The sequence below is a fragment of the Morganella sp. GD04133 genome (assembly GCF_029835375.1).
In the GTDB taxonomy this organism is placed as follows: Bacteria; Pseudomonadota; Gammaproteobacteria; order Enterobacterales; family Enterobacteriaceae; genus Morganella; species Morganella morganii_B.
In genome coordinates this window covers 61,327-84,708 of sequence record NZ_JAODZS010000003.1, presented here as the reverse complement: position 1 = coordinate 84,708, position 23,382 = coordinate 61,327, and the positions used below count along the sequence as shown (strand labels likewise).

The following is a 23,382-nucleotide window of genomic DNA, read 5'->3' as shown; positions in this document are numbered from 1 at the left end:
ATGGAACAACATGCTGAATTGATCCTTATTGTGGAAGATGAGCCGAAACTGGCTCAGTTACTGACAGATTATCTGCACGCAGCCCATTACCGTACGCACTGGCTGGCACGCGGCGGTGAAGTGACGGCCTGGGTGCAGGAGAACAGACCGGATCTGATTTTACTGGATCTGATGCTGCCGGAGAAAGACGGCCTGACACTCTGCCGGGAAATCCGTCAGTTCAGTGATGTGCCCGTCATGATGGTCACGGCCAAAACCGAAGAGATTGACCGTCTGCTCGGGCTGGAAATCGGGGCGGATGATTATGTCTGCAAGCCTTACAGCCCGCGTGAGGTTGTGGCGCGGATCAAAACCATTCTGCGCCGTTGTCAGCGCAGTAACGATACCGCAGAGGATAAACGTGACACCCTGATTATTGATGAGGTGAATTATCAGGTGCGTTTCGGGGCACAGAGTCTGGATCTCACCCAGGTTGAATTCCGTCTGCTGCGCACCATGGTGTCACAGCCGGGGACGGTACTGTCACGCAACCAGCTGCTGGATAATCTGTATGACGATTACCGCGTGGTGACAGATCGCACGATTGACAGCCATATCAAAAATCTGCGCCGTAAGCTCGGGCTGCTGGACAGTGACCGAGATTTTATTCATTCTGTTTACGGACTGGGTTACCGCTGGGAAGGTGGCCCGGCGGAGATTATTGCCGCCACGATTATCTGAATCTGACTGAGGTGAGATGTAAAAAACGGCGGAAACTGACGTGACCGCCGTTTTTTATTTACGGTTCCGGATTACTGTATCAGCGTGGAACGTTCCAGCCGTGCGAGGATTTTATCCAGCGTGTTATTTTCATCTTCTGCCAGATCGGATTTGGCAATACGGAAGACGCGGTTCAGTTCGCCGGTCTTAATATGCAGTTTCAGCACCGAGCGGCTGTTTGTCATCACAGTGAAAGCACTCAGCGGCGCTTCATAGCAGACCGCATACTGCCCCGGGGTAAACAGCAGGTTATCGCCGACAATTGCCAGCATCGGATAATACTGGATACGCCGTGCGTTAATCAGCAGGACAATACTCATAGCAACCATGATCCCGCCGATATCCATCCCCATCACCAGCAGTACCACACCGATCGCGCCGTACAGCATCACCATATTGATCTGGCGCTGTTTATTGAATTTCAGCAGTACCTCAAACGGCAGTTGTGCCAGTTTCGGTACTGTTTTCAGTGAACGGTAGATCACACGGTTGTAGTCGTAGAGGTAACCGACGATAAAGATAAAGCCCAGCGGAATAAAAATAATCCCGCCGGTCATCAGAATTTTCACGTACGGTAAGACTTCAATCAGTTGCTGCATCTGATAATCCAGTTCATCCCGGTACGGCTCAAGTGCCGCCGGAATATAGGAGATAATCCCCAGGAAAACCAGGTTAAGAACCAGACCGATCCAGACTGCAATATGACGTTTTTCCATGTATCCACGCTGTAACAGACTATAGTAAATGATAACGCAGCGGAGATTTTCCGCCGCGTCACTGAATTTAACGAAACTATATCAAATCGTTATCCGATATTCATGCCATTTTCAGTAATTCATTTGATACCGGGCGGATGACGCGCTAGAATCCAACGCCTTGATTACGCCTCCCCCTCCGGGGAAGGTTCTGACTTGAACTCAGATCGGAATACATTATGTTTACACCCGAATTACTCTCTCCGGCAGGCTCGCTGAAGAATATGCGCTATGCGTTCGCCTATGGTGCGGATGCCGTCTATGCCGGACAGCCGCGTTACAGCCTGCGTGTCCGTAACAACGAATTTAACCACGAAAACCTCGCCAAAGGCATTCAGGAAGCCCACGAACTGGGTAAAAGATTCTATGTCGTGGTCAATATCGCCCCGCATAACGCCAAACTGAAAACGTTTATCCGTGACCTGGAACCGGTGATCGCCATGGGGCCGGACGCACTGATTATGTCTGACCCCGGTCTGATCATGATGGTGCGCGAGCATTTCCCGCAAATGGACATTCATTTATCCGTTCAGGCCAACGCCGTAAACTGGGCAACCGTCAAATTCTGGCATCAGATGGGACTGACCCGGGTGATCCTCTCCCGTGAACTGTCACTCGATGAAATCGCCGATATCCGCAAAAATGTGCCGGATATGGAACTGGAAGTCTTTGTCCACGGCGCACTGTGCATGGCCTACTCCGGCCGCTGCCTGCTTTCCGGTTACATTAACAAACGTGACCCTAACCAGGGTACCTGCACTAATGCCTGCCGCTGGGAATATAAAGTGGAAGAAGGCAAAGAAGATGTGGTCGGCAATATTGTCCACAAGCAGGAACCTATCCCGGTGAAAAATATTGAGCCGACTCTCGGCGTTGGCGCACCGACTGACAAAGTGTTCCTGATTGAGGAAGCACAGCGTCCGGGGGAATATATGACCGCGTTCGAAGATGAGCACGGCACCTATATTATGAACTCCAAAGATCTGCGGGCTATCGAGCATGTCGAAAAACTGACACAGATGGGCGTTCACTCCCTGAAAATTGAAGGCCGCACCAAATCCTTCTATTACTGCGCCCGTACCGCCCAGGTTTACCGCCGCGCCATTGATGACGCCGTTGCCGGAAAACCATTTGACCCGTCTCTGCTGACCACGCTGGAAGGCCTGGCACACCGCGGTTATACCGAAGGGTTCCTGCGCCGTCATACTCATGACGCTTATCAGACTTATGAGTACGGTTATTCCGTTTCTGATTCCCAGCAGTTTGTCGGCGAGTTTACCGGCAACCGCGTGAACGGCCTCGCTGAAGTGGATGTCAAAAACAAATTCTCCGTCGGCGACAGCCTGGAACTGATGACCCCGAACGGCAATATCAGCTTTATCCTCGATGCCATGAATAACCGCAAAGGGGAAGCCACCGATGTCGCGCCGGGTAACGGTCATATTGTCTATCTGCCGGTACCGGATGACGTGAACCTGGAATTTGCCTTGCTGATCCGTAATTTACCGGGCACCAGCACCCGTAATCCGCATATGCCGGAATTTACCGATGCTGCGGTCACAAACGGGTAAAATTCTGAATTTTCGAATCCGATCACAACAATCACTTTGGTTATTTCGTAGTATCGGACAAGAAAATGAAGAACTAAAACGCAACATGTAATACCAGGAACCACCTCCTTGGTTGGCTCAATCTCCCTTGAGCCAACCTTTTCTTTTTGTGCCCTTCCCTTTTTTCCCCCTGCCATTTTTCCGGGCATAAACCGTCTGTGTTTGTTATCTTTAAAAGACGTAATCTGAACACGGAGTCTGGTATGGCGGAAACGCATATAGTGGTTCTTAACGGAAAACGCGCCGGTGATGACGGTATTCGTCAGGCTGTCCGGCACTTACGGGAAAGCGGAGAAGACATTCAGGTGCGGGTGACATGGGAACCGGAAGATATTCCCCGCTTTGTCCGCGAAGCCCGTCAGCTGAAAACCGCCACCGTGATTGCCGCCGGAGGCGACGGTACGATTAATGCCGTGTGCAGTGCTCTGATGACCTATCCGGCTGAAAAACGCCCTGTTCTCGGTATTCTGCCGCTCGGCACCGCCAATGATTTTGCCACCGCAGCCGGCATACCGGCAGATAAAACCAAAGCCCTGCTACTGGCCGCCAGGAGCAGCGCGGTCGCCATTGATATCGGCTGTATCAATGAATCTCATTATTTCATCAATATGGCCACCGGCGGATTCGGCCCGAAAATTACCACAGATACCCCGGAAGCCCTGAAAAGTACCTTCGGCGGTGCCGCGTATTTTCTCCACGGCCTGACACGCAGCGATTTGCTGAAAGCGGACCACTGCACGATCAGCTGTGATGATTTCCACTGGCAGGATGACGCGCTGGTGATTGGTGTCGGCAACGGCTGCCAGGCGGGCGGCGGGCATAAACTGTGCCCGGATGCGCGGATCAACGATGGTCTGCTTAACCTCAGTATTCTGCCGGAACGCAACTGGCCGCGCTCACTCTGGAACAGCCTCTTTAATGAGGGTGAAGCGGAAGGCGTTATCATGAAGCGCAGCACACGGATCACTATCAGCGCGGCACATGAGATGGTGTTTAATCTCGACGGCGAACCGCTGACAGGTCAGCAATTCACCGTTTCCGTGCTGCCTGAAGCGATCCAGTGCCGGTTACCGCCACACTGCGGGTTGTTATCTTAAACACAATCCACGACAATCCGTGACAATTTTATAACACGCTACAGGAATCGGAGTTTATATACCATGACTGATATCGTTAAGTTGTTAGGCAATGATGCATCATCTCTTCTTGAACATACCTGCACCACCATTCCCAAAGACAATCTTTATCTGCCGGGCGATGACTTTGTCACCCGTGTGATGATTGATAATAACCGGCCGAATACCGTGCTGCGTTCCATGCAGTCGCTGTTTAATCACGGTCGTCTGGCGGGAACCGGTTACCTCTCCATTCTGCCGGTGGATCAGGGCGTTGAGCACTCTGCGGCGGCCTCTTTTGCCGCTAACCCGCTCTATTTTGATCCGAAAAACATTGTCGAGCTGGCTATCGAGGCAGGCTGTAACTGCGTGGCATCCACTTACGGCGTACTGGCGTCTGTTGCCCGCCGCTATGCACACCGCATCCCGTTCCTTGTCAAAATCAACCACAATGAAACCCTGAGCCTGCCTGCGCAGTATGATCAGACACTGTACGCCAGTGTTGAGCAGGCTTTCGAAATGGGTGCAGTGGCAGTCGGGGCAACGATTTATTTCGGTTCACCGGAATCCCGCCGTCAGATAGAGGAAATCTCTGCGGCCTTTGAACGCGCCCATGAACTGGGCATGGTGACGGTACTGTGGGCCTACCTGCGCAACCCGGCCTTCAAAAAAGACGGGGTGGATTATCACGCCAGCGCGGATTTAACCGGCCAGGCAAACCACCTTGCGGCGACAATCGGTGCGGATATCGTCAAACAGAAAATGGCGGAAAATAACGGCGGCTTTAAAGCTATCGGCTTCAGCCATACTGATGAGCGTGTTTACAGCACGCTGACCACGGATAACCCGATTGATCTGGTCCGTTATCAGCTGGCGAACTGCTATATGGGCCGTGCGGGGCTGATTAACTCCGGTGGTGCATCCGGTAATAATGACCTCGCGGATGCGGTCCGTACTGCGGTGATCAACAAACGTGCCGGGGGTATGGGGCTGATCCTGGGCCGTAAAGCCTTTAAGAAATCGATGAAAGACGGGGTGGCACTGATTAATGCGGTGCAGGATGTGTATCTCGATAAGAAAGTGACGATTGCTTAAATGCAGAACAGGCCGGATAACCGGCCTGATTTTTTTGTGTTCCCTGTTTGTTCCGGGGAGCTGCAGATTACTTTTCAGCAGACAGATAATTATCGTTTCTTCTTCTTCCGCCCTGCCTGAGCAAAACGCTGGCGGTTATTATCATTACCGCTTTCTTTCTTCTTCTGCTGTTTGTCTGACCCCGGATAAACCGGCGGAGCTACTTTAATTTTATTATCGCGCTTCTGTGGTTTTGCAGCCGGCTTTTTGACTTTTTTATCTTCAGAGGAGGATTTTTCAATCGCATCAAAGAGTTCGACCAGCTCATCATCCGTTAAATCACGCCATTCGCCCACCGGGATCCCGGTCAGGCTGATATTCATGATGCGGACGCGCTCGAGTTTCGTCACTTCATAGCCGAAATGTTCACACATGCGGCGGATTTGACGGTTCAGCCCCTGAATCAGCGTGATGCGGAAAACAAACGGCGCTTCCTGCTTCACTTTACATTTTTTGGTGACCGTACCGAGGATCGGCACACCCGCGCCCATACCACGGATAAAATCATCGGTGATCGGTTTATTGACCGTCACCACATACTCTTTCTGGTGATCGTTACCGGCACGCAGAATTTTGTTGACCAGATCGCCGTGGTTAGTCAGGAAAATCAATCCCTGAGAATCTTTATCCAGGCGACCGATAGGGAAGATACGGGTGCTGTGATTGACGAAATCGACTATATTGTCTTTCTCGCCGTCATCGGTGGTGCTGACAATGCCCACCGGTTTATTAAGGGCAATCAGCACCAGATCATCCTGCTCCCGCGCCTCAATCAGCTGACCATTGACTTTAACCACATCACCCGGCATCACCTGTGAGCCGATAGCCGCACGTTTGCCGTTGATCAGGACCAATCCCTGCTCAATGTAGCGGTCCGCATCCCGGCGGGAGCAGATGCCGCTTTCGCTGATGTATTTATTAAGACGCACAGATGAACCCGTTTCCATATCTTCCCCCCTGAAAAGCGCGCAATATACACCAATTATCGTGCGATATCACCACCACTGATAAAAATGGTGAACCGGACCATGTCCGTGGCCTACTTCAAGGCTGTCTGCCGCCGCCAGCGCCCCGTGCAGATACTGTTTTGCCGCCTCCGTGGTTTCCGCCCAGTCCGCACACTGCGGACGCAATGCCGCCATTGCCGCAGATAATGTGCAGCCGGTGCCGTGGCTGTTTTTAGTCGGAATACGGGTTGAGGTAAAGCGGTGACGGCCTTCCGGCAGAAACAGCCAGTCAGGGCTTTCAGCGTTATCCAGATGACCGCCTTTCAGCAATACGGCGTTTGCCCCGGCGGCCATTAGTGCCTCGCCCTGCTGCTGCATCATTTTTTCATCTGTGGCGGCAGCCGTTTTCAGTAATGCCGCCGCTTCGGGCAGATTGGGGGTGATAATCGAAACGTGAGGTAATAATTCAGAGATCAGTAAATCAACCGCTTCGGCTTTCAGCAGCGGATCGCCGCTTTTCGCCAGCATCACTGTGTCCAGCACCACATACGGCACAGGATACTGACGCAATTTCTCAGCCACGGTGCGGATCACACCGCCGTCAGACAACATACCGATCTTGGCGCTGTCAATTCTGACGTCCGTCAGTACCGCATCCAGTTGTGCTGCGACAAATTCCGGCGGGACAGAATGAACAGAATTCACGCCACAGGTATTTTGTGCCACCAGCGCTGTCATTACCGTGGTGCCGTAAACGCCCAGTGCGGAAAAGGTTTTTAAATCTGCCTGAATACCTGCGCCGCCGCTCGGATCCGTTCCTGCAATGGTTAATGCGTTGATTCTCACCCTGATATCTCCTGTTTGCTGAACCACTCTGTATAGTGAATTATACGCATCCGCTGACAGGAAACCACCGCAGAACAGGCAATAAAAAACCCCATGCCGCAAGGGCACAGGGTCTGAATTTGCGTCAGTGATATACACTCGTTGTTGAAACGGCTATCAGGCTGTCGCGTTAACCACGCTGGTAAAACCAACTATCAGAGGCAGTATTGCTGCCGGCGATAATTATGCTTTAGTGACGTTGGCAGCAGCAGGGCCTTTAGGACCATCCTGCACTTCAAATTCAACTTGTTGGCCTTCAGCAAGTGTTTTGAAACCATCGGTCATGATTGCAGAGAAGTGTACGAACACGTCTTTGCTGCCATCAGCCGGAGTGATGAAACCAAAACCTTTTGATTCGTTAAACCACTTAACGGTGCCTTTAAGTTTAGCCATTGATAAAATTCCTATCCTACAAATTTGCCGATAACCGGCGTATACAAACTAGTCGTTACTGCTTAAAAAACAGAAGCGTACCTCGTTTACCCATTTGAGTTATCACATAGGACAGGTCGGAAATCAAGCGATTTTTTCAGCGGGAAGATCTGGTGCACATATTTAGAAATATTAATAACATGTTCCGGTAACGTTATACGCAAATTTGATAACCGCTTGTGTTTAAACATATAAAGAAATTACAACTTTGTGTCTTTTCTGCAAGAACGATAAGCTGCCTTACTTCATTATTTCCGTGCTAAGAATCTGCCGGGTACCGGGGTCCGTTGATATTTTGTTTAGATTTAAACCGGACAGGCAGTATAAAAATAATATGAAATATATGTTATTATTATTGTTATCTATTAATTACAATCTTTTGTTATGAGCAGAATAATCGTTTTAGGATAAATGATTATTGTCACACCAGGAGTCATTCATGAAGCTTTCTTTAAGCACAATCAGCGCCCTGACGCTTACCTCCCTGCTGATGGCCGGACAGCCCGCAGCAGCACAGGAGCAGGACACATCAAAGAGTGACAGCGTCACAAATGATACAGCAGCTTCAGAAGGACTGTGGGGAACATTTAAACGCAATGTCACCAACGTCTGGCAGTCAGACCAGTATGATTTATATGTTCCGTTCTGGACATGGCATAACCGTCTGACCTACGACAAAGAAAAAACAGATAAATACAATGAAAAGCCGTGGGGGGCAGGGTTCGGCAAATCCTACTATGATGAGGATAACGACTGGCACAGTCTGTACGCCATGGCGTTTAAGGATTCACACAATAAATGGGAGCCGATTGTCGGTTACGGGTTCCAGAAGATGTGGATGCCGCAGGGACAGGATGGTTTCAAAGCCGGTGTCGGCTTTACCATTGGTGTGACTGCGCGGGATGACTATCACTATATCCCGATCCCGGTACCGCTGCCGCTGGCATCGGTGGAATATAACCGCCTGGCGATTCAGGCCACTTATATTCCGGGCACGTACAATAACGGTAACGTCCTGTTTATGTGGGCCCGCTGGCAGTTTTAAGTATTCCTGAACATAAAAAACCGGGGATTTTTCCCCAGTTTTTTATTATCAGCAGTTATGCTTTCGCGGCACGGCGGCGTTCATAATAGCGGTATGTCAGCCACAGGAAGCCAATCCAGAACGGCAGCAGGATCACTGATATCCGTAACGGCTCCATCAGCGCGATCAGCACCAGGATAAAGGCCAGGAACGCAAGACAGATATAGTTGCCCCACGGATACCACAGTGCCTTAAAGAACGGCTCCACGCCCTCTTTTATCTTCGCCTGACGGAATTTCAGGTTAGAGATACAAATCATGATCCAGTTAATCACCAGCGTGGTGACCACCAGCGACATCAGCAGCGAGAATGCTTCTTTCGGCAGCAGGTAGTTGATCAGGATCCCCACTGAGGTGACCAGGCCGGACAGCATAATCGAGTTTACCGGCACCCCGCGCGGGCTGATACGCTGCAGGAAGGATGGCGCATTGCCCTGCCGGGCCAGGCTGTAGAGCATGCGGCTGTTGCTGTAAACGCCGCTGTTATAAACAGAGAGAGCGGCGGTCAGTACCACCACGTTCAGCGCATGAGCAATCCACAGGTTAATATTGCCCTGCACAGAATCCGCGGCACCAAAAGCATGGCCGATTTCACGGAAGATCAGCACAAACGGACTGACGTTCTCGACAATGTTTGTCCACGGATAGAGAGAAAGGATAACGGTAATGGAACCGATATAGAAAATCAGGATACGGTAAACCACCTGATTGATGGCTTTCGGAATGCTGTAACGCGGGTTTTCCGCTTCCGCTGCCGCCAGACCGACCAGTTCGAGGCCGCCGAAGGAGAACATGATAATCGCCATTGCGAAAAGCAGACCGCTCCAGCCATGCGGCATAAATCCGCCGAGCTCCCAGAGGTTAGTGACAGAAGCCTGCGGGCCGCCGTTACCGCTGATCAGCAGATAAGCACCAAAGGCAATCATGCCGAGAATGGCCACCACTTTGATCATGGCAAACCAGAATTCAGTTTCTCCGTAAACCTTGACGTTCACCAGATTAACCAGGTTTATCAGCACAAAGAAAACTGCCGCAGAGATCCAGGTCGGAACATCCCACCAGAACTTGATATACTCGCCGACCGCCGTCAGTTCCGCCATGCCGACCAGGACAAACATCGCCCAGTAGTTCCAGCCGGATAAAAAGCCGGCAAAACCACACCAGTATTTATGGGCAAAATGGCTGAATGACCCGCTCACCGGCTCTTCCGCCACCATTTCGCCAAGCTGGCGCATGATCAGAAACGCAATAAACCCGGCGACTGCATAACCGAGCAGGACAGAAGGTCCCGCCATCTGAATCGTTGTGGCTGTTCCCAGAAACAGCCCCGTACCCACAGCACCACCCAGAGCGATAAGCTGTATGTGTCTGTTTTTTAATCCGCGCTTGAGCGTCTGCTCCTGCTGTACTTCTGACATTAGATCCTCTGTAACGGCTATATTATTATTCTGCGTCGTGCATCACTGCATCCTGAAAAGTTTAAGCCCGTTATTAAAACATCATTTTGCTGCCTTGAATACCGTTAGCAACAAGATAATCAGAGGGAAAAGGCAAAACTCAGCCCTTGTCTGACGGAATAAATTTCGTAATCTCACAGATTCCCAGCATAAAACCCTCACGCTGATCGCAGTACTTATCGAGCGCCGCAATATAAAAAAATACACCGGCAACAATCAGCAGCAGGATAATTATGATTTTTTTCATGTTTCGCCTATTTTCATCTGAATTATACCCGTTAACAAGATTTCGTTACATTCCGGTATCGTCACATACTTTAGCGGAATGAGTGTGCTGTTTCACAAAAAAATTCATTTCATCAGCAGGAAGCGCATAAACAGATAACACCCTGTTTTGTCATAATGAAATAAACTTGTATACTTGGAAAACCCTGAAACTGAGCCGAAATCATCAATGCCGCAAGATAATCATGTCGCACTTGTGTGCGCACTTAGCAAATGGATAGAAAACCACACGGGTCGTGTCATCCACCTCGAAGAACTGGCTGCCTATTCCGGGTACTCGCTCTGGCATATGCAGAAGATCTTCAAAGAAGTTGCCGGTATCTCGCTCGGCAAATACATCCGTCAGCGCCGTCTGGCCGGTGCGGTTAACGCCCTGCGCCAGAGTGAACAGACTATCTTTGATATCGCCCTTGATTTCGGTTTCGGGTCACAATCTCATTTCACCTATATGTTCCGCAAAGAATATAACATCACCCCTTACGACTACCGCCAAAACCCGGATATCATCCTGGATATCAAAGAGCCGTGGCATTTCACTCACGACTGTAACTAAGGCAACTTAAACAATTAATAACAAAATTATATTTAGCCATATGATTTCAACTATCCCATTCCGCATTCGGATCGGCAGGAGAAATTCCTGCCACAGCACAATATACGGCGTATTCAGCTGTTTTTGATGAATAACGGCAATCTTATCGCACAACAGGCGACTTTATTGACATCCCCCCCGAATGGCGGCATAACATTTTAACTGTCTGTTATTTTGTTGCCGCTGTTTTCAGGAGCCTGCATGTCCGTAAAACTTATCGCCATTGACCTCGATGGCACCCTGCTTAACTCTCACCATCAGATTACCCCCGCTGTCAGTGCTGCTGTCACCCGCGCAAAAGAGAAAGGTCTTCATATCATCCTGACGTCCGGCCGCCCGTTTAACGGCATTCTGCCCTATCTCAGAGAATTAGGGCTGGATCAGGCCGGTTATTACTGTATCAGTAACAACGGTGCGGTGATTCATGATGCTGAAACCGGCGAACCGGTTATTGAAACGCTGATGGATTTTGAGGACTACCGTTATTTTGAAGCGCTCGCCCGCGACATAAACGTACATTTCCACGTGCTGAGTAACGGCGAAATGTTCACCACAAACCGTGATATCAGCCACTATACTCTGATGGATGCTTATCTGACACAAACACAACTGTACTACTGCCCGCTGGCGGAAATGAGCAGCGAAATGCAGTTCAGCAAGTTTATGATGGTTGATAACCCGGTGCGTCTGAGTGAAGCCGCCGGGTATATCCCGCAGATCTCCTTTGACAGTTACAATATTCTGCGGACGGCGCCGCATTTTGTGGAGATTTCGGCCAAAAATGCCACCAAAGGGCGTGCCGTTGCACTGGTCACTGAAAAACTGGGGCTGACACCGGACAAAGTCATGTGTATCGGCGATCAGAACAATGATATTTCCATGCTGGAGTACGCCGGAGTGGGTGTCGCTATGGGCAACGCCGCTGACCACATCAAGCAGAAATCCGGATATGTGACAACCTCCAATGATGAGGATGGTGTGGCGGCAGCCATAGAAAAGTTTGTGTGACCGGGATTATATTTTTTCAAATTCCCCTAATCAGGGAATTTGTTCCGTTTACTCTTCAGCGTCTTTTAATCAACCTGTATTTTGTTACTATTTTGACGGTTTCATTTAAAAAATAACTAAATCACAGTATTTAATTTTAACATGTACAGGTTGTTTTATGTTTTCAACAAAAGACATGCTCGTTCTCGGGATGATGGTTTTTGCGCTTTTCCTGGGTGCGGGCAATATCATTTTTCCGCCGATGGCGGGTTATCACTCGGGTACTGACTGGTTCAGTACCTCCCTCGGATTTATCGTCACCGGCGTCGTTCTGCCGTTTCTCACCCTGATTACTGTTGCGGTCAAAGGCCGTGGTGAACGGCTTTCTGTCGATCTGCCGCGCTGGGTTTCGGTGACATTCTGGGTAGCGCTCTATCTGATCCTCGGCTCAACATTCGCCATGCCGCGTGTCACCAACACCGCGTATGAACTGGGTTTTCTGCCGCTCGGTTTTGTTGAGAAAAGCACCGCCAGCCATCTGATTTTTGCCTTTGTGTTTAACTTCGTTTCCCTGTTTTTTATGCTTAAACAGGGAACGATGATCAGTGCCATCGGTAAGTTTATGACCCCGGCGCTGCTGTTCCTGCTGGTCGCTGTGGGGATCGCCGTGGTGCGCACACCGCTGTCACCGATTAATGAACCGATCAATCAGTATGTGGATTTTGCGTTCTTCTCCGGCATCGTTGATGGTTATCAGACCATGGATGTGCTGTCGGCAATGGCATTCGGCGGTATTGTTGCCCGAGCCCTGGCATCACGCGGGATCACCTCACCGCAGGAAGTGGTGGTTATCACTATCAAAGCCGGGCTGATTGCGGTCGGCCTGCTGGCTGCACTCTACATCTGTCTGTTTTATTTGGGTGCAACCAGTGATGCGGTGTCACAGACAGCCACCAACGGCGGACAGATTTTCTCCCGTTATGTCGATGCCCTTTACGGCGCGCTCGGTACCTGGCTGATGTGCGGTATCGTACTGCTCGCCAGTATGACCACCTTTGTCGGCGTGACCAGTGCCTGTGCGGATTTCTTCGCGACATTCAACCCGCGCCTGGACTACCGTTTCTGGGTAGTGGTATCCACACTGCTGACCACCATTGTCTCCACCTTCGGTCTGGATACGCTGCTGCGCGTCACCATTCCGGTGCTGCTGCTGATTTATCCGACCACCGTTGCGCTGGTGTTCCTGCAGTTTGCGCGCCGTAAAATGCGTAACCCGCGCTTTACCTACGGCTTTACTGTCGCGGTGCTGGTGGTGATGAGTGCGTTCGACACCCTGAATAACATCGGTCTGCTCAGTGAAAATGTGCTGGCGGTATTACACCGGATGCCGCTGTTTAAAGAAGGGATCGGCTGGTTACTGCCGGGTGTGATTGCCTTTATCATCTCGTTTGTTGCCGGCAATATGAGACCGGCAAAACCGCAGCCGGATGTGACTGCGTAAACACACAAAAGCCCGGTCATCTGACCGGGCTTTTTTTCCGTTATTTATGATGTGCGGCAGTTCAGTGTGCTCCCGCCTGTTCCAGAACAGCGACCAGATTACGGTAGCCATGACGTTTTGCCAGGGTCAGTGGTGAATCTCCGGAGCCATCCGGCAGATTAACGTCCGTTCCGCCTTCAATCAGCAACGTGACAATATCCTCATACTTCTGACTGCCGTCGCCGAGGATGATCGCTTCAATCAGCGCTGTCCAGCCAAGATTATTGACATGGTTAACATTCACCCCGGCATCAATCAGCGTCTTCACTGTGTTGACATGTCCGCGCTCTGACGCAGGGATCAGTGCCGTGCCACCATAACGGTTTGTACTTTTCAGGTCTGCCCCGTGACTGAGCGTCATTTCCAGAATATCCTGTAACCCGCGCGCGCCGGCATATAAATACGGCGTATCCATAATGGCATCTGCGGCATTCACATCGGCGCCCTGTTCAATCAGATAGCGTGCCACGATAATACGGTTACCGTGTACTGCCGCCATCAGCGGTGTGCGCAGACGGTTATCACGCTGCTCAATATCCCCGCCCTCTCCGATTAACTGCTGAACCGTCACGAGATCACCCTGTTCTGCGGCAGTGACCATCTCAGTTTTATGTGTTTCTGCCATACCTTTCGCCATTGTTATCAATAAGAGACAAATAATACCGGATAAGCCAATCAGAATGCGTTTTTTCACTCTGTCACTCCTGTTGTACCGTTCCTGTGAATGCCCTTACCATAACAAAACAGCATAATTTATCACCTGACAGATAACAGGGTTATTGTGCGCCGTATTTTTTCAGAAGGGCTTTCATCAGCGCCAGCGTCTCCGCGTCCGCTTCCCCGTTAACGTTATGAGAGCGAAAATGCATCTGGAACGCTTTAATCACATTACGGGTTTTTCCGTCCGCCTTACCGGTTACTGTCATTTCATAGCCGTATTTTTTCAGTGCCTGCTGTAACTCTCCAACGCTGATGTTATCCGACGGATGACGGTTGCCGAGAAAACGTTTCACATCAGCCGCATCCGGCCAGGCACCGATCCCGCGTTTTGCCAGGTATTCCCACGGGAACATCGGCCCCGGATCCAGTTTGCGCTGCGGCGCGATATCACTGTGCCCGACCACATTTTGCGGGGCAATATTACGCCGGGCGATCACATCCTGTGCCAGTTTCACAATCAGATCTATCTGAGCGGTCTGATACGGCACCCAGCGCTGCCCGACAGACATTTTCACTGTCCCCGGATTGACAATCTCTACCCCGACTGAGCTTTTATTCAGGCTGCTTTCGCCGCGCCAGTAACTTTTTCCGGCATGCCAGGCTTCACTGCCCTCCGGCACCAGCTGCAATACCACCGGTTTACCATCGCGGACAGCCGGGATTGTCGGTACCAGATACTGAACACTCACCCCGCCTGCGGTCAGCACACGCAGTGATGCCTCATCATTAAGCGCGGTATAATGAAAAACCAGATAATTATTCGGTTTGGATAACCACGGTTCTTTGATATTCCGCTGATCAACAATAAACTCACCACGATCAATATACCGGCTCTGATTACTGCATCCTGTCAGTATCAGCACACACACCAGACACACACTACGCCACATCTTTCTTTATCCTGTTCAATGTTATCCGGCACGATGCCGGCACAGCCCCTTTACCGGAAAATATGTCCACCGGATTATTCACAACGGACAGACTATCACGGGCGGGTATTATGACGACTTCACTGCGGCAGTGCTATGCTCTGAGCGCGAATCATCATGATGTTTTTCTGCAGCAGGCGGCTGAACACGCACGATAAAAAATACCCGCCGCGGCGGGTATTCAATAAGTCAGTTATGACTGAGTGAGTTTTTCTGTCCTGTCATACCGTTCTGACGCCACTTTCAGCCCGGCAAGATCCGCCGAACAAATTAGTGGCTTCAGCGCATCAAACTTCGCCTGCGGCCAGTCATAAAGAGACAGGGCCAGCAATTCGCTGATGGTATTTCCATCAAACCGGCTGCGGATAAAGGCCGCCGGGTTACCGCCAACAATGGCATAGGGTGGTACATCGCGGACAACCACACTGTTCGCGGCAATCACCGCACCCTCCCCGATAGTCACACCGGGCATAATCATGGCCCGCATACCTATCCAGGCGCCGTCACCGATACGGGTATCCCCTTTGCCGGTATAAGCCTCATCAATCATATCCGGAAACGGATAAAGGCTGAACCAGTCATGGCGGTGTGTATGATTACCCCCCATCAGGATCACGGCTTCGGCCCCGATACAGACATAATCCCCGATATACAGCTCATCCACTTTCCAGCTGAGTTGCCAGTCACGGCTGATTTCATCGCCCTGCAAATAGCGGACAACAGAGGCTTCAAAGCCGTTATCCCAGCAATCGCTGTAATAACTGTGCGTACCTTTGATATGAATATTCGGGTTTGTGACGGTTTCATGCAGCCGTTCACAGACAGACCAGTGTTTTTGTTTCATGGTAAATCTCATTATTAAATGAATCGTTACCACAGAACGCTATTCTGTGGTGATGTACCCGCGTTCAAAGCACATCACACCGGGTTATCCTCGCCCGTTTCAGCCGGGGGTTGCCCATCATTCTCTCCCATACAGAAAAACACCCGCTTTCGCGGGTGCCATCATCAGTTAACTTTTTGTTCAACCAGCGATTCCGGTGTTTCTTCCCAGATGCCGTCTTCGACCTGTTTACGGATTTCAGGATAAAGGTTGATATCAAACTGCGGTAATTTCCCCATTTTGCGCTGTTGGTTATAATCTTTCGCCAGCTTAAATGCAACGCCGGATAACAACAGAATCGCAATCAGATTCGTCACCGCCATCAGCCCCATCGAGAAATCTGCCATTTTCCAGACCAGCGGCATTTCTGACAACGCCCCGAACATCACCATACCCAGCGCCGCCAGACGCAGCACAAACAGCCCTTTGGTGTGTTTATGTTCAAGGAACACCATATTGCTCTCTGCATAGGCGTAATTGGCAATAATGGAGGTAAAGGCGAAGAAGAAAATAGCGACAGCCACAAAGATGGAACCCCAGCTGCCGACAACCGAGCTCAGCGCCAGCTGTGTGATTTCAATCCCGTTGATATTCCCCTGCGGATTATCCAGCACACCGGAGGACAGAATAATCATTGCAGTGGCACTGCAGATAACCAGTGTGTCCATAAAAACACCCAGCATCTGCACATACCCCTGCGAAACCGGATGTGGCGGGAACGGTGCTGCGGAAGCGGCGGCATTCGGTGCGGAACCCATACCGGCCTCATTCGAGAACAGGCCACGCTGTACGCCGTTAATCATAGCTTGTGCCACACCGTAACCGACAGCGCCGGAAACCGCTTCCTGTAACCCGAAGGCACTTTTGATAATCAGTATAAAGACATCCGGCAGACGCTCTGCGTAATGGCCCATCACCCAGAAGGCGAGGATAAGATACGCAACCGCCATCACCGGTACCACCAGCTCCGCCACACGGGCAATCGAACGCAGACCGCCGAAAATGATCACGCCGCAGATAACCACCAGCACGGCACCGACATAACCGGCATCCGCACCAAAGGCCATTTTGGACGCCTGGGCAATCGAATTGGCCTGAACCGCATTAAAGACCAGCCCGAACGCAATAATCAGAAAGATTGAGAACAACACGCCCATCCAGCGGGCTTTCAATCCGCGTTCCATATAATACGCCGGTCCGCCGCGATAATTTCCCTGGTCGTCCCGTGTTTTATAGAGCTGTGCAAGTGTGCTTTCGATAAAGGATGTCGCCATCCCGATCACGGCAACCACCCACATCCAGAAGATAGCGCCGGGACCACCTGCAGTCAGGGCGATCGCCACCCCGGTCAGGTTTCCGGTACCGACCCGCGCGGCCAGGCTTGTACAAAGCGCCTGGAACGGCGAGATGCCGGATTTATCCGATTTCTTACTGTGCTTTAGCACGCTGAACATATGTCCGAAGTGACGGAATTGGATAAATCCGGTACGAAATGTGAAGTACAGTCCGATACCCAGTAATAAATAGATGAGCAGGTGGTTCCAGAGCAGTCCGTTTAATGTATTAATTATATCGGTCAAAGTTATACCTCTTATATTGCTGTGCTGATTTGCGGCGAATAAGCCCCTTAACGAATGACAGGTAATATCCGTATTGTCATATCTGATGGTGATTGTTTAAAAAAAAGACACCTCTTATTAAGAATCAGCCAAACTTTACCATAAGAAATATTTCCCTGTATATTTTTTTATTTCTTTTTTTTCGTTCTATTAATCAACGTTACTTTTTCACGTTAATACAGCGTTTAACGTGATCTATTAACTCAATAAAAACGCCGAAAACTAAGCCAAAAAACTCCATCCATTACAAATGGTTACGAATCACCTTATTTTATGGCGTGATAAATAACGGGCTTCTTTCAATTTACCGCCATAATTTATTTTATCGTCTGAATTAAAACATATGATTACATTTAGTCTGAAAACTAAAAATGTGTTGCCTGTTATTTTAAAAGCGTGTGTTATTTTATTTACTATTTTAAGTAACGGGAAGACTTAATAATAAAATCCCATATTTCTGACCAATAATAAATCCCGGCATTATTGCCGGGCAATATTCCCGCTTTCAGTTACCGGCAACACAGCATAAGAAGCGCAATCCGGGTATCCCGCTCATCGCGGTTCATCACTGGCGGATACTGATTCCGGGCCAAACTTTGCTCTGCGGCACACTCTCGTGAAAAAAAGCTTTCGCTGCTGACCGGTTTCCGCTACCATAGCGCTATATAATCTGTTATATGCCGGATTGTATACATTGCTCTTAATATATTTTTTGCCGGTCAGCTGATCGGCAATTTTTTTGCCTGTCCTGTCAGATTACGACTAATGAAATGTGATCCCGCCTTGTATTTAGCATAAAGACAGGAATAACCGTATAGTAATTTTGTTATTAACCATTATTATCAGAACAGATAATCGTGCATTTCTTCGTTATTTTTCTTTATTTTTGCTCCCTCACGGGAGCATTTTCTTATCAGCCGGGCTGTAAAACACCACTGCCGGCACGGAAAATCGCAAAAATTCCGGTGCCGGCAGCAGATCCGCCATGATTTATCATGCCGGGTGAGGTACACTACCCGCTTCAGTTTAACTAATGTAACCGTTATGTCCTCTGCACAGATTTTACTGGCTATCTACGCAACAGGTGGTCTTTTTTCATTCATTCTGACTTTTTTTCTGACAAAAGATCCGAACCCGTTTTTCCGCCTGCTTAGTTGCCTGCTGATAGCGCTCACCTGGCCGATGTCACTGCCGGTGGTGATTTTATTCTCGCTGTTCTGACTGCGTTCAGAACCATAACATTCCCGCAGTCACCACAAGACACCATAATATCAGCCGTCCCCATGTCAGAGAACTGCCGTGCTGCTGCCACAGTGCATTTATTTCAGGCGCCAGTGCATAACCACGCTGACAAATACGACGGCGGATATGACGGGTAAGAAAAAGACGGAACGAACCTGATTGTGATGATTTCATACATACCTCTGCTGAGAAAGAGAACGCATATGAAACCTGACACTCCCGAAAGATAATTATTATGCGGACATTATAAAAGAGAACCTCAACCACAAAAAGGGAAAGACTGTGCGGCTGAGTTCTCCTTTATTCAAAATCAGTACTGACAACCATCAATCCAGTGCATTGATAGCCTTTTCATAGATGACATTCATAAAATCATCATTCTGCTGTTCCCAATATATTTCCAGCATTACCTGAATGGCTTCTTTAGTCACCGGCTCGCCACTTTTGCATAAAAGGACAGCGGCTCTGCCGATTGCCTGGCAAATTTCGCCATAAACATATGCGTCGCTAACTCGTTCTGAAATCATATTTGTGCCTATTTATTTTTAATATAACGACAGCCTGTCCATCTTTACTTAAGACATACCGGCACTGCTGTTGACTGGCTCTCCGGTAAGAATTATCTAAAAGTCCCTTGATATTTATTATCGTCACATTGCATTTAATGTTCAAAGAAAAACATATTATTCCGGAAAATACTTTTTAAAAACACAGAAAAGTTACTAATATCAAACGGTTATGAAAAGCACGTGTGACCATTGCTGTGGATTGTTACTTTCTGGTTGTTTATTCGTTAATACTATATCATGCGATATGTGCTTTTTCGCTATTAAAATACATAAATTTATCAATTTTTACCTGCATAAATAACGTCCTTTTTTAAGCATTAAATAAACAAGATTAAATAAATTCGTCGTACTCATTTATGGATTATTATAATCATATAAAATCTCAACGCTCCGTCAACAAGCAGTGGTTCACATTATTCCTTTACTCTTTATGTGGGAATAAGGGTATTTACACAATATTGGGATATACGTATTAACCGATATACATCACACCTATAATACGTAGTTTTATTGCCATAGTTAATTATATTTTTATTAGTAACAGGAATAAACACCCTCTGCTCTATTATTACCCTATTCTCTTTATTTAATAAGATTATAAAATACTTTCGCGTAATTACGCTTAATCATAATTTGAATACACTTATTAACGGTAAAATAAACAGGTTATTCCGTCACACAGAAAAAGGCTTTCGTTTCGCTATGTTTTTAAACAAATCTGTCGTAAACAAGACATCTTGTTTTACAAAATATTAATATTTAACATTCCCCCTGCAGTAAACAGTTTTTTATAGTTGTATTCCTGCGCGTTTCCCCTTATCATCCGCGCCTTTGAATAGCGTGTCTCTCTTTTTATATATCTGATTGAGGTTCTATGAGCTCTGACCGTATCGCGAATCCAGGCCCGCTGGGCTTACTGGGATTTGGTATGACGACTATCCTGCTGAATGTCCACAACGCCGGATTCTTCCCGATGGCTTCTGTTATTCTGAGCATGGGGATTTTCTACGGTGGCATTGCGCAGGTCATCGCAGGTCTTTTTGAATATAAGAAAGGAAATACTTTCGCTGCCACTGCCTTTACATCGTATGGCTTTTTCTGGATAAGTCTGGTCGGCATCCTGGTTATGCCGTCAATGGGATTCGGCGAAGCAACCAGCCATGAATTCCTGGCTGTGTATCTGGCACTGTGGGGTATTTTCTCGTTCTTTATGTTTATTGCCACACTGAAAGCAAACCTGACATTGCGCGCGGTTTTCTTTTTACTGGTGATTTTATTCGCCCTGCTGGTTATCGGTAATGCTACCGGTAATGCTGCATTACTGAAATTTGCCGGTTATGAAGGTATTTTATGTGGTGCGACTGCATTTTATCTGGCAATGGCTGAAGTACTGAATGAGCAGTATGGCCGGACAATTTTACCTATCGGTGAACGTCACGCCTGATAACGGCTCTCCCGTATAAAAAAACCCGTTCAGTGAACGGGTTTTTTTTGTCTGCAAAACGGGGGATCAGAAACTCAGACCCGCGCCCAGATAAGCGCCATCCGCGATACGGTTTTCATGACCGTTATTCGATTCAACTTCAATCATTCGGTAACCGGCTTTCACATTCAGCGGCGCAAATACTGTCCAGTTCGCACCCACATCCGCTTCTTTGTATGAATCATTACCGGAAGTCAGCCCTGACGGCGCGCCGTAAAACTCACCGTAAACACGCACTGACGGCAGGATGCTCCACGCCACACCGACACCCGGTGCAACGGCCATGCCTTTTTTACCCACGTCCGGGTCCAGGTATACGGCTTTACCGCCGACACTCGCGGAAACCGAGCCCAGCGGGAAGGCAAATTTGGCACGTGCGCCGCCTAACTGCCCCTGATGATCACTGCGTGCCCAGTTACCGTCAAATGACAGACCGGAATACGGGTCACCTACGCCGACATTGATATCGGTATATTTTTTACCGGCTTCAACGTCCATCGAGATTGCATTTGCAGCACCTGCCGCAAGCATCAGTGTTGCAGCCACAGCTGCTTTATATTTTTTCATTTTTGCCACCACATAAATTCAGACAGGGTTTCGGGCATTCTCCCCGAAACTGTCACTGTTTGAAAGTTAATATTCTGATTTTTATGTAAAGTTATCTATATATTTAATCAATAGGTCACGCCAATCCATCAAATCGATACATTCTTTTTATGACAGTGCTATATTTTATAGCAAGTCATAAATACAGATAAAAACAACAACGCTCAGTACAATTTATGATTTACCATGCTGATTTTGCACATCGCGCCGATTTCTGCAATCAGTGTCTTTTTCCCTTTACCGACTGGAGATATGTGATGAAAAAGAAAGGATTAACAACAGCTGCGGGCGCCCCCGTTGTTGATAACAACAACGTTATGACCGCCGGAAAACGCGGCCCTATGCTGTTACAGGATGTGTGGTTTCTGGAAAAACTGGCGCATTTCGACCGCGAAGTGATCCCGGAGCGCCGTATGCACGCCAAAGGCTCCGGTGCATTCGGTACATTTACTGTCACCCATGATATTACCCGTTTTACCCGCGCAAAAATTTTCTCTCAGGTCGGCAAAAAAACCGATATGTTTGCCCGCTTCTCCACCGTGGCCGGTGAGCGCGGCGCGGCAGATGCAGAGCGGGATATCCGCGGCTTTGCCCTGAAATTTTATACCGAGGAAGGTAACTGGGATATGGTCGGTAACAACACGCCGGTGTTCTACCTGCGTGACCCGCTGAAATTCCCGGATCTGAACCACGTGGTAAAACGTGACCCGCGCACCAACCTGCGCAATATGGCGTATAAGTGGGATTTCTTCTCCCATCTGCCGGAATCCCTCCACCAGCTGACCATCGATGTCAGTGACCGTGGTCTGCCGCAGAGCTACCGCAACATGCACGGTTTCGGCAGTCATACTTACAGCTTTATCAACGCTGATAATGAGCGGTTCTGGGTGAAATTCCACTTCCGCTGCCAGCAGGGTATTGCCAACCTGATGGATGATGAGGCAGAGCAGTTAATCGGGAAAGATCGTGAAAGTTCACAGCGTGATCTGTTCAATGCGATCGAGAAAGGCGATTATCCGCGCTGGAACCTGCAAATTCAGGTGATGCCGGAAACCGATGCGGCAAAAGTCCCGTATAACCCGTTTGATCTGACCAAAGTATGGCCGCATGCGGATTATCCGCTGATGGATGTCGGTTATTTCGAGCTGAACCGTAACTCGGAAAACTATTTCTCCGATGTGGAACAGGCAGCATTCAGCCCGGCCAACGTGGTTCCCGGCATTGGTTTCTCGCCGGATAAAATGTTGCAGGGGCGTCTGTTCTCCTACGGTGATGCGCACCGCTACCGTTTAGGGGTCAACCACCACCAGATCCCGGTCAATAAACCGCGCTGCCCGTTCCATAACTATCACCGTGACGGCGCAATGCGTATCGACGGTAACAGCGGTAATGCGGAAACGTATGAACCGAACAGTGCCGGTCTCTTTCAGGAACAGCCGGATTTCAGTGAGCCGCCGCTGTCTGTTGACGGTGCCGCCGACCACTGGAACCACCGTGAAGATACCGATTACTTCAGCCAGCCGCGCGCGCTGTATGAATTACTCAGCGACGCCGAGCATCAGCGTATGTTTGCCCGTATCGCCGGTGAGCTGGTGCAGGCCGCAGAAGCGACTCAGGCACGCCAGATAGCCCTGTTTAAACAGGTGCATCCGGAATACGGTGCCGGTGTGGAAGCCGCGATCGCAAAACTGAAAAAATAATTGTGTGATAACATGACAAAACCGCTGCGGTCCGTGACCGCAGCGGTTTT

Annotated in this window: 24 protein-coding genes; 11 read left to right on the top strand and 13 right to left on the bottom strand. The window is 49.2% G+C overall.

Features of this window, described 5'->3' with window-relative positions; translation table 11 throughout:
- Positions 1-720 carry a two-component system response regulator BaeR gene (gene baeR / locus N7387_RS02015; protein ID WP_262881956.1) on the top strand — a complete coding sequence of 240 codons (720 nt, stop codon included), beginning with the start codon at positions 1-3 and terminating at the stop codon, positions 718-720.
- 71 nt (positions 721-791) lie between these two features.
- On the opposite strand, the gene N7387_RS02010 is transcribed toward baeR, so the two are convergent.
- Positions 792-1,475, bottom strand: coding sequence for a hypothetical protein (locus tag N7387_RS02010; RefSeq protein WP_279796434.1), 684 nt, complete (start codon positions 1,473-1,475; stop codon positions 792-794).
- A gap of 218 nt (positions 1,476-1,693) precedes the next feature.
- Here N7387_RS02010 and yegQ point away from each other — a divergent pair, with 218 nt between their 5' ends.
- From yegQ to fbaB, 3 genes are all read left to right on the top strand, one after another.
- Positions 1,694-3,085, top strand: a complete 1,392-nt coding sequence (yegQ, locus tag N7387_RS02005; protein ID WP_262862029.1) for a tRNA 5-hydroxyuridine modification protein YegQ — start codon at positions 1,694-1,696, stop codon at positions 3,083-3,085.
- A gap of 242 nt (positions 3,086-3,327) precedes the next feature.
- Positions 3,328-4,221, top strand: a complete 894-nt coding sequence (yegS, locus tag N7387_RS02000) for a lipid kinase YegS (protein ID WP_279796432.1) — start codon at positions 3,328-3,330, stop codon at positions 4,219-4,221.
- A 63-nt stretch (positions 4,222-4,284) separates the two neighbouring features.
- Entirely contained in the window at positions 4,285-5,334 is a 1,050-nt protein-coding gene (gene fbaB, locus N7387_RS01995; RefSeq protein ID WP_004235228.1) for a class I fructose-bisphosphate aldolase, read from the top strand.
- Between the two features lie 89 nt (positions 5,335-5,423).
- On the opposite strand, the gene rluF is transcribed toward fbaB, so the two are convergent.
- From rluF to cspE, 3 genes are all read right to left on the bottom strand, one after another.
- Positions 5,424-6,320 (bottom strand): 23S rRNA pseudouridine(2604) synthase RluF, encoded by an 897-nt coding sequence (rluF, locus tag N7387_RS01990; protein WP_279796430.1) that lies wholly within the window; start codon positions 6,318-6,320, stop codon positions 5,424-5,426.
- 48 nt (positions 6,321-6,368) lie between these two features.
- Complete coding sequence (gene thiD / locus N7387_RS01985; protein ID WP_262867688.1) at positions 6,369-7,166, bottom strand: bifunctional hydroxymethylpyrimidine kinase/phosphomethylpyrimidine kinase; 798 nt, start codon at positions 7,164-7,166, stop codon at positions 6,369-6,371.
- A gap of 222 nt (positions 7,167-7,388) precedes the next feature.
- Positions 7,389-7,598 (bottom strand): transcription antiterminator/RNA stability regulator CspE, encoded by a 210-nt coding sequence (cspE, locus tag N7387_RS01980; RefSeq protein WP_004239901.1) that lies wholly within the window; start codon positions 7,596-7,598, stop codon positions 7,389-7,391.
- Between the two features lie 478 nt (positions 7,599-8,076).
- Between cspE and pagP the strand changes: the two genes are divergently transcribed.
- Complete coding sequence (gene pagP, locus N7387_RS01975) at positions 8,077-8,682, top strand: lipid IV(A) palmitoyltransferase PagP (RefSeq protein WP_275983600.1); 606 nt, start codon at positions 8,077-8,079, stop codon at positions 8,680-8,682.
- A 55-nt stretch (positions 8,683-8,737) separates the two neighbouring features.
- Here the strand turns inward: pagP and N7387_RS01970 are convergent, their stop codons facing one another.
- On the bottom strand, positions 8,738-10,138 hold the full coding sequence (locus N7387_RS01970) for an amino acid permease (protein WP_262864103.1): 1,401 nt from the start codon (positions 10,136-10,138) through the stop codon (positions 8,738-8,740).
- Positions 10,139-10,277: 139 nt separating this feature from the next.
- Positions 10,278-10,424, bottom strand: a complete 147-nt coding sequence (locus N7387_RS01965; RefSeq protein ID WP_279796427.1) for a PhoP/PhoQ regulator MgrB — start codon at positions 10,422-10,424, stop codon at positions 10,278-10,280.
- Positions 10,425-10,631: 207 nt separating this feature from the next.
- Between N7387_RS01965 and N7387_RS01960 the strand changes: the two genes are divergently transcribed.
- The 3 genes from N7387_RS01960 (at position 10,632) to brnQ (ending at position 13,542) form a co-directional block, all read left to right on the top strand.
- On the top strand, positions 10,632-11,015 hold the full coding sequence (locus N7387_RS01960) for a helix-turn-helix domain-containing protein (RefSeq protein WP_025154859.1): 384 nt from the start codon (positions 10,632-10,634) through the stop codon (positions 11,013-11,015).
- Between the two features lie 240 nt (positions 11,016-11,255).
- Positions 11,256-12,062 carry a sugar-phosphatase gene (gene yidA, locus N7387_RS01955; RefSeq protein WP_279796424.1) on the top strand — a complete coding sequence of 269 codons (807 nt, stop codon included), beginning with the start codon at positions 11,256-11,258 and terminating at the stop codon, positions 12,060-12,062.
- Positions 12,063-12,219: 157 nt separating this feature from the next.
- Positions 12,220-13,542, top strand: coding sequence for a branched-chain amino acid transport system II carrier protein (gene brnQ, locus N7387_RS01950; RefSeq protein ID WP_279796422.1), 1,323 nt, complete (start codon positions 12,220-12,222; stop codon positions 13,540-13,542).
- 61 nt (positions 13,543-13,603) lie between these two features.
- Here the strand turns inward: brnQ and N7387_RS01945 are convergent, their stop codons facing one another.
- The 4 genes from N7387_RS01945 to N7387_RS01930 all read right to left on the bottom strand — a co-directional run bounded on the left by N7387_RS01945 (position 13,604) and on the right by N7387_RS01930 (position 17,693).
- Positions 13,604-14,218, bottom strand: coding sequence for an ankyrin repeat domain-containing protein (locus N7387_RS01945; protein ID WP_347815223.1), 615 nt, complete (start codon positions 14,216-14,218; stop codon positions 13,604-13,606).
- Positions 14,219-14,357: 139 nt separating this feature from the next.
- Positions 14,358-15,191, bottom strand: a complete 834-nt coding sequence (locus tag N7387_RS01940; RefSeq protein ID WP_279796418.1) for an N-acetylmuramoyl-L-alanine amidase — start codon at positions 15,189-15,191, stop codon at positions 14,358-14,360.
- A gap of 232 nt (positions 15,192-15,423) precedes the next feature.
- Positions 15,424-16,074 (bottom strand): CatB-related O-acetyltransferase, encoded by a 651-nt coding sequence (locus tag N7387_RS01935; protein WP_279796416.1) that lies wholly within the window; start codon positions 16,072-16,074, stop codon positions 15,424-15,426.
- Between the two features lie 164 nt (positions 16,075-16,238).
- Positions 16,239-17,693 carry an alanine/glycine:cation symporter family protein gene (locus N7387_RS01930; RefSeq protein ID WP_279796414.1) on the bottom strand — a complete coding sequence of 485 codons (1,455 nt, stop codon included), beginning with the start codon at positions 17,691-17,693 and terminating at the stop codon, positions 16,239-16,241.
- 1,083 nt (positions 17,694-18,776) lie between these two features.
- On the opposite strand from N7387_RS01930, the gene N7387_RS01925 reads away from it, so the two are divergent.
- Complete coding sequence (locus N7387_RS01925) at positions 18,777-18,953, top strand: GhoT/OrtT family toxin (protein WP_279796412.1); 177 nt, start codon at positions 18,777-18,779, stop codon at positions 18,951-18,953.
- 6 nt (positions 18,954-18,959) lie between these two features.
- On the opposite strand, the gene N7387_RS01920 is transcribed toward N7387_RS01925, so the two are convergent.
- Together N7387_RS01920 and N7387_RS01915 are read right to left on the bottom strand one after the other, a co-directional pair.
- On the bottom strand, positions 18,960-19,148 hold the full coding sequence (locus N7387_RS01920; protein ID WP_262861462.1) for a hypothetical protein: 189 nt from the start codon (positions 19,146-19,148) through the stop codon (positions 18,960-18,962).
- Between the two features lie 152 nt (positions 19,149-19,300).
- Positions 19,301-19,501, bottom strand: coding sequence for a hypothetical protein (locus N7387_RS01915; protein ID WP_004235196.1), 201 nt, complete (start codon positions 19,499-19,501; stop codon positions 19,301-19,303).
- A gap of 916 nt (positions 19,502-20,417) precedes the next feature.
- On the opposite strand from N7387_RS01915, the gene satP reads away from it, so the two are divergent.
- Complete coding sequence (satP, locus tag N7387_RS01910) at positions 20,418-20,987, top strand: acetate uptake transporter (RefSeq protein WP_025154967.1); 570 nt, start codon at positions 20,418-20,420, stop codon at positions 20,985-20,987.
- Positions 20,988-21,053: 66 nt separating this feature from the next.
- Here satP and N7387_RS01905 read toward each other — a convergent pair whose 3' ends face one another.
- A complete protein-coding gene (locus tag N7387_RS01905; protein ID WP_279796404.1) occupies positions 21,054-21,593 on the bottom strand; it encodes a YfaZ family outer membrane protein in 540 nt (179 codons plus the stop codon).
- A 296-nt stretch (positions 21,594-21,889) separates the two neighbouring features.
- Between N7387_RS01905 and N7387_RS01900 the strand changes: the two genes are divergently transcribed.
- Positions 21,890-23,332, top strand: a complete 1,443-nt coding sequence (locus N7387_RS01900; RefSeq protein WP_279796401.1) for a catalase — start codon at positions 21,890-21,892, stop codon at positions 23,330-23,332.
- The last annotated feature ends 50 nt before the right edge of the window (positions 23,333-23,382 follow it).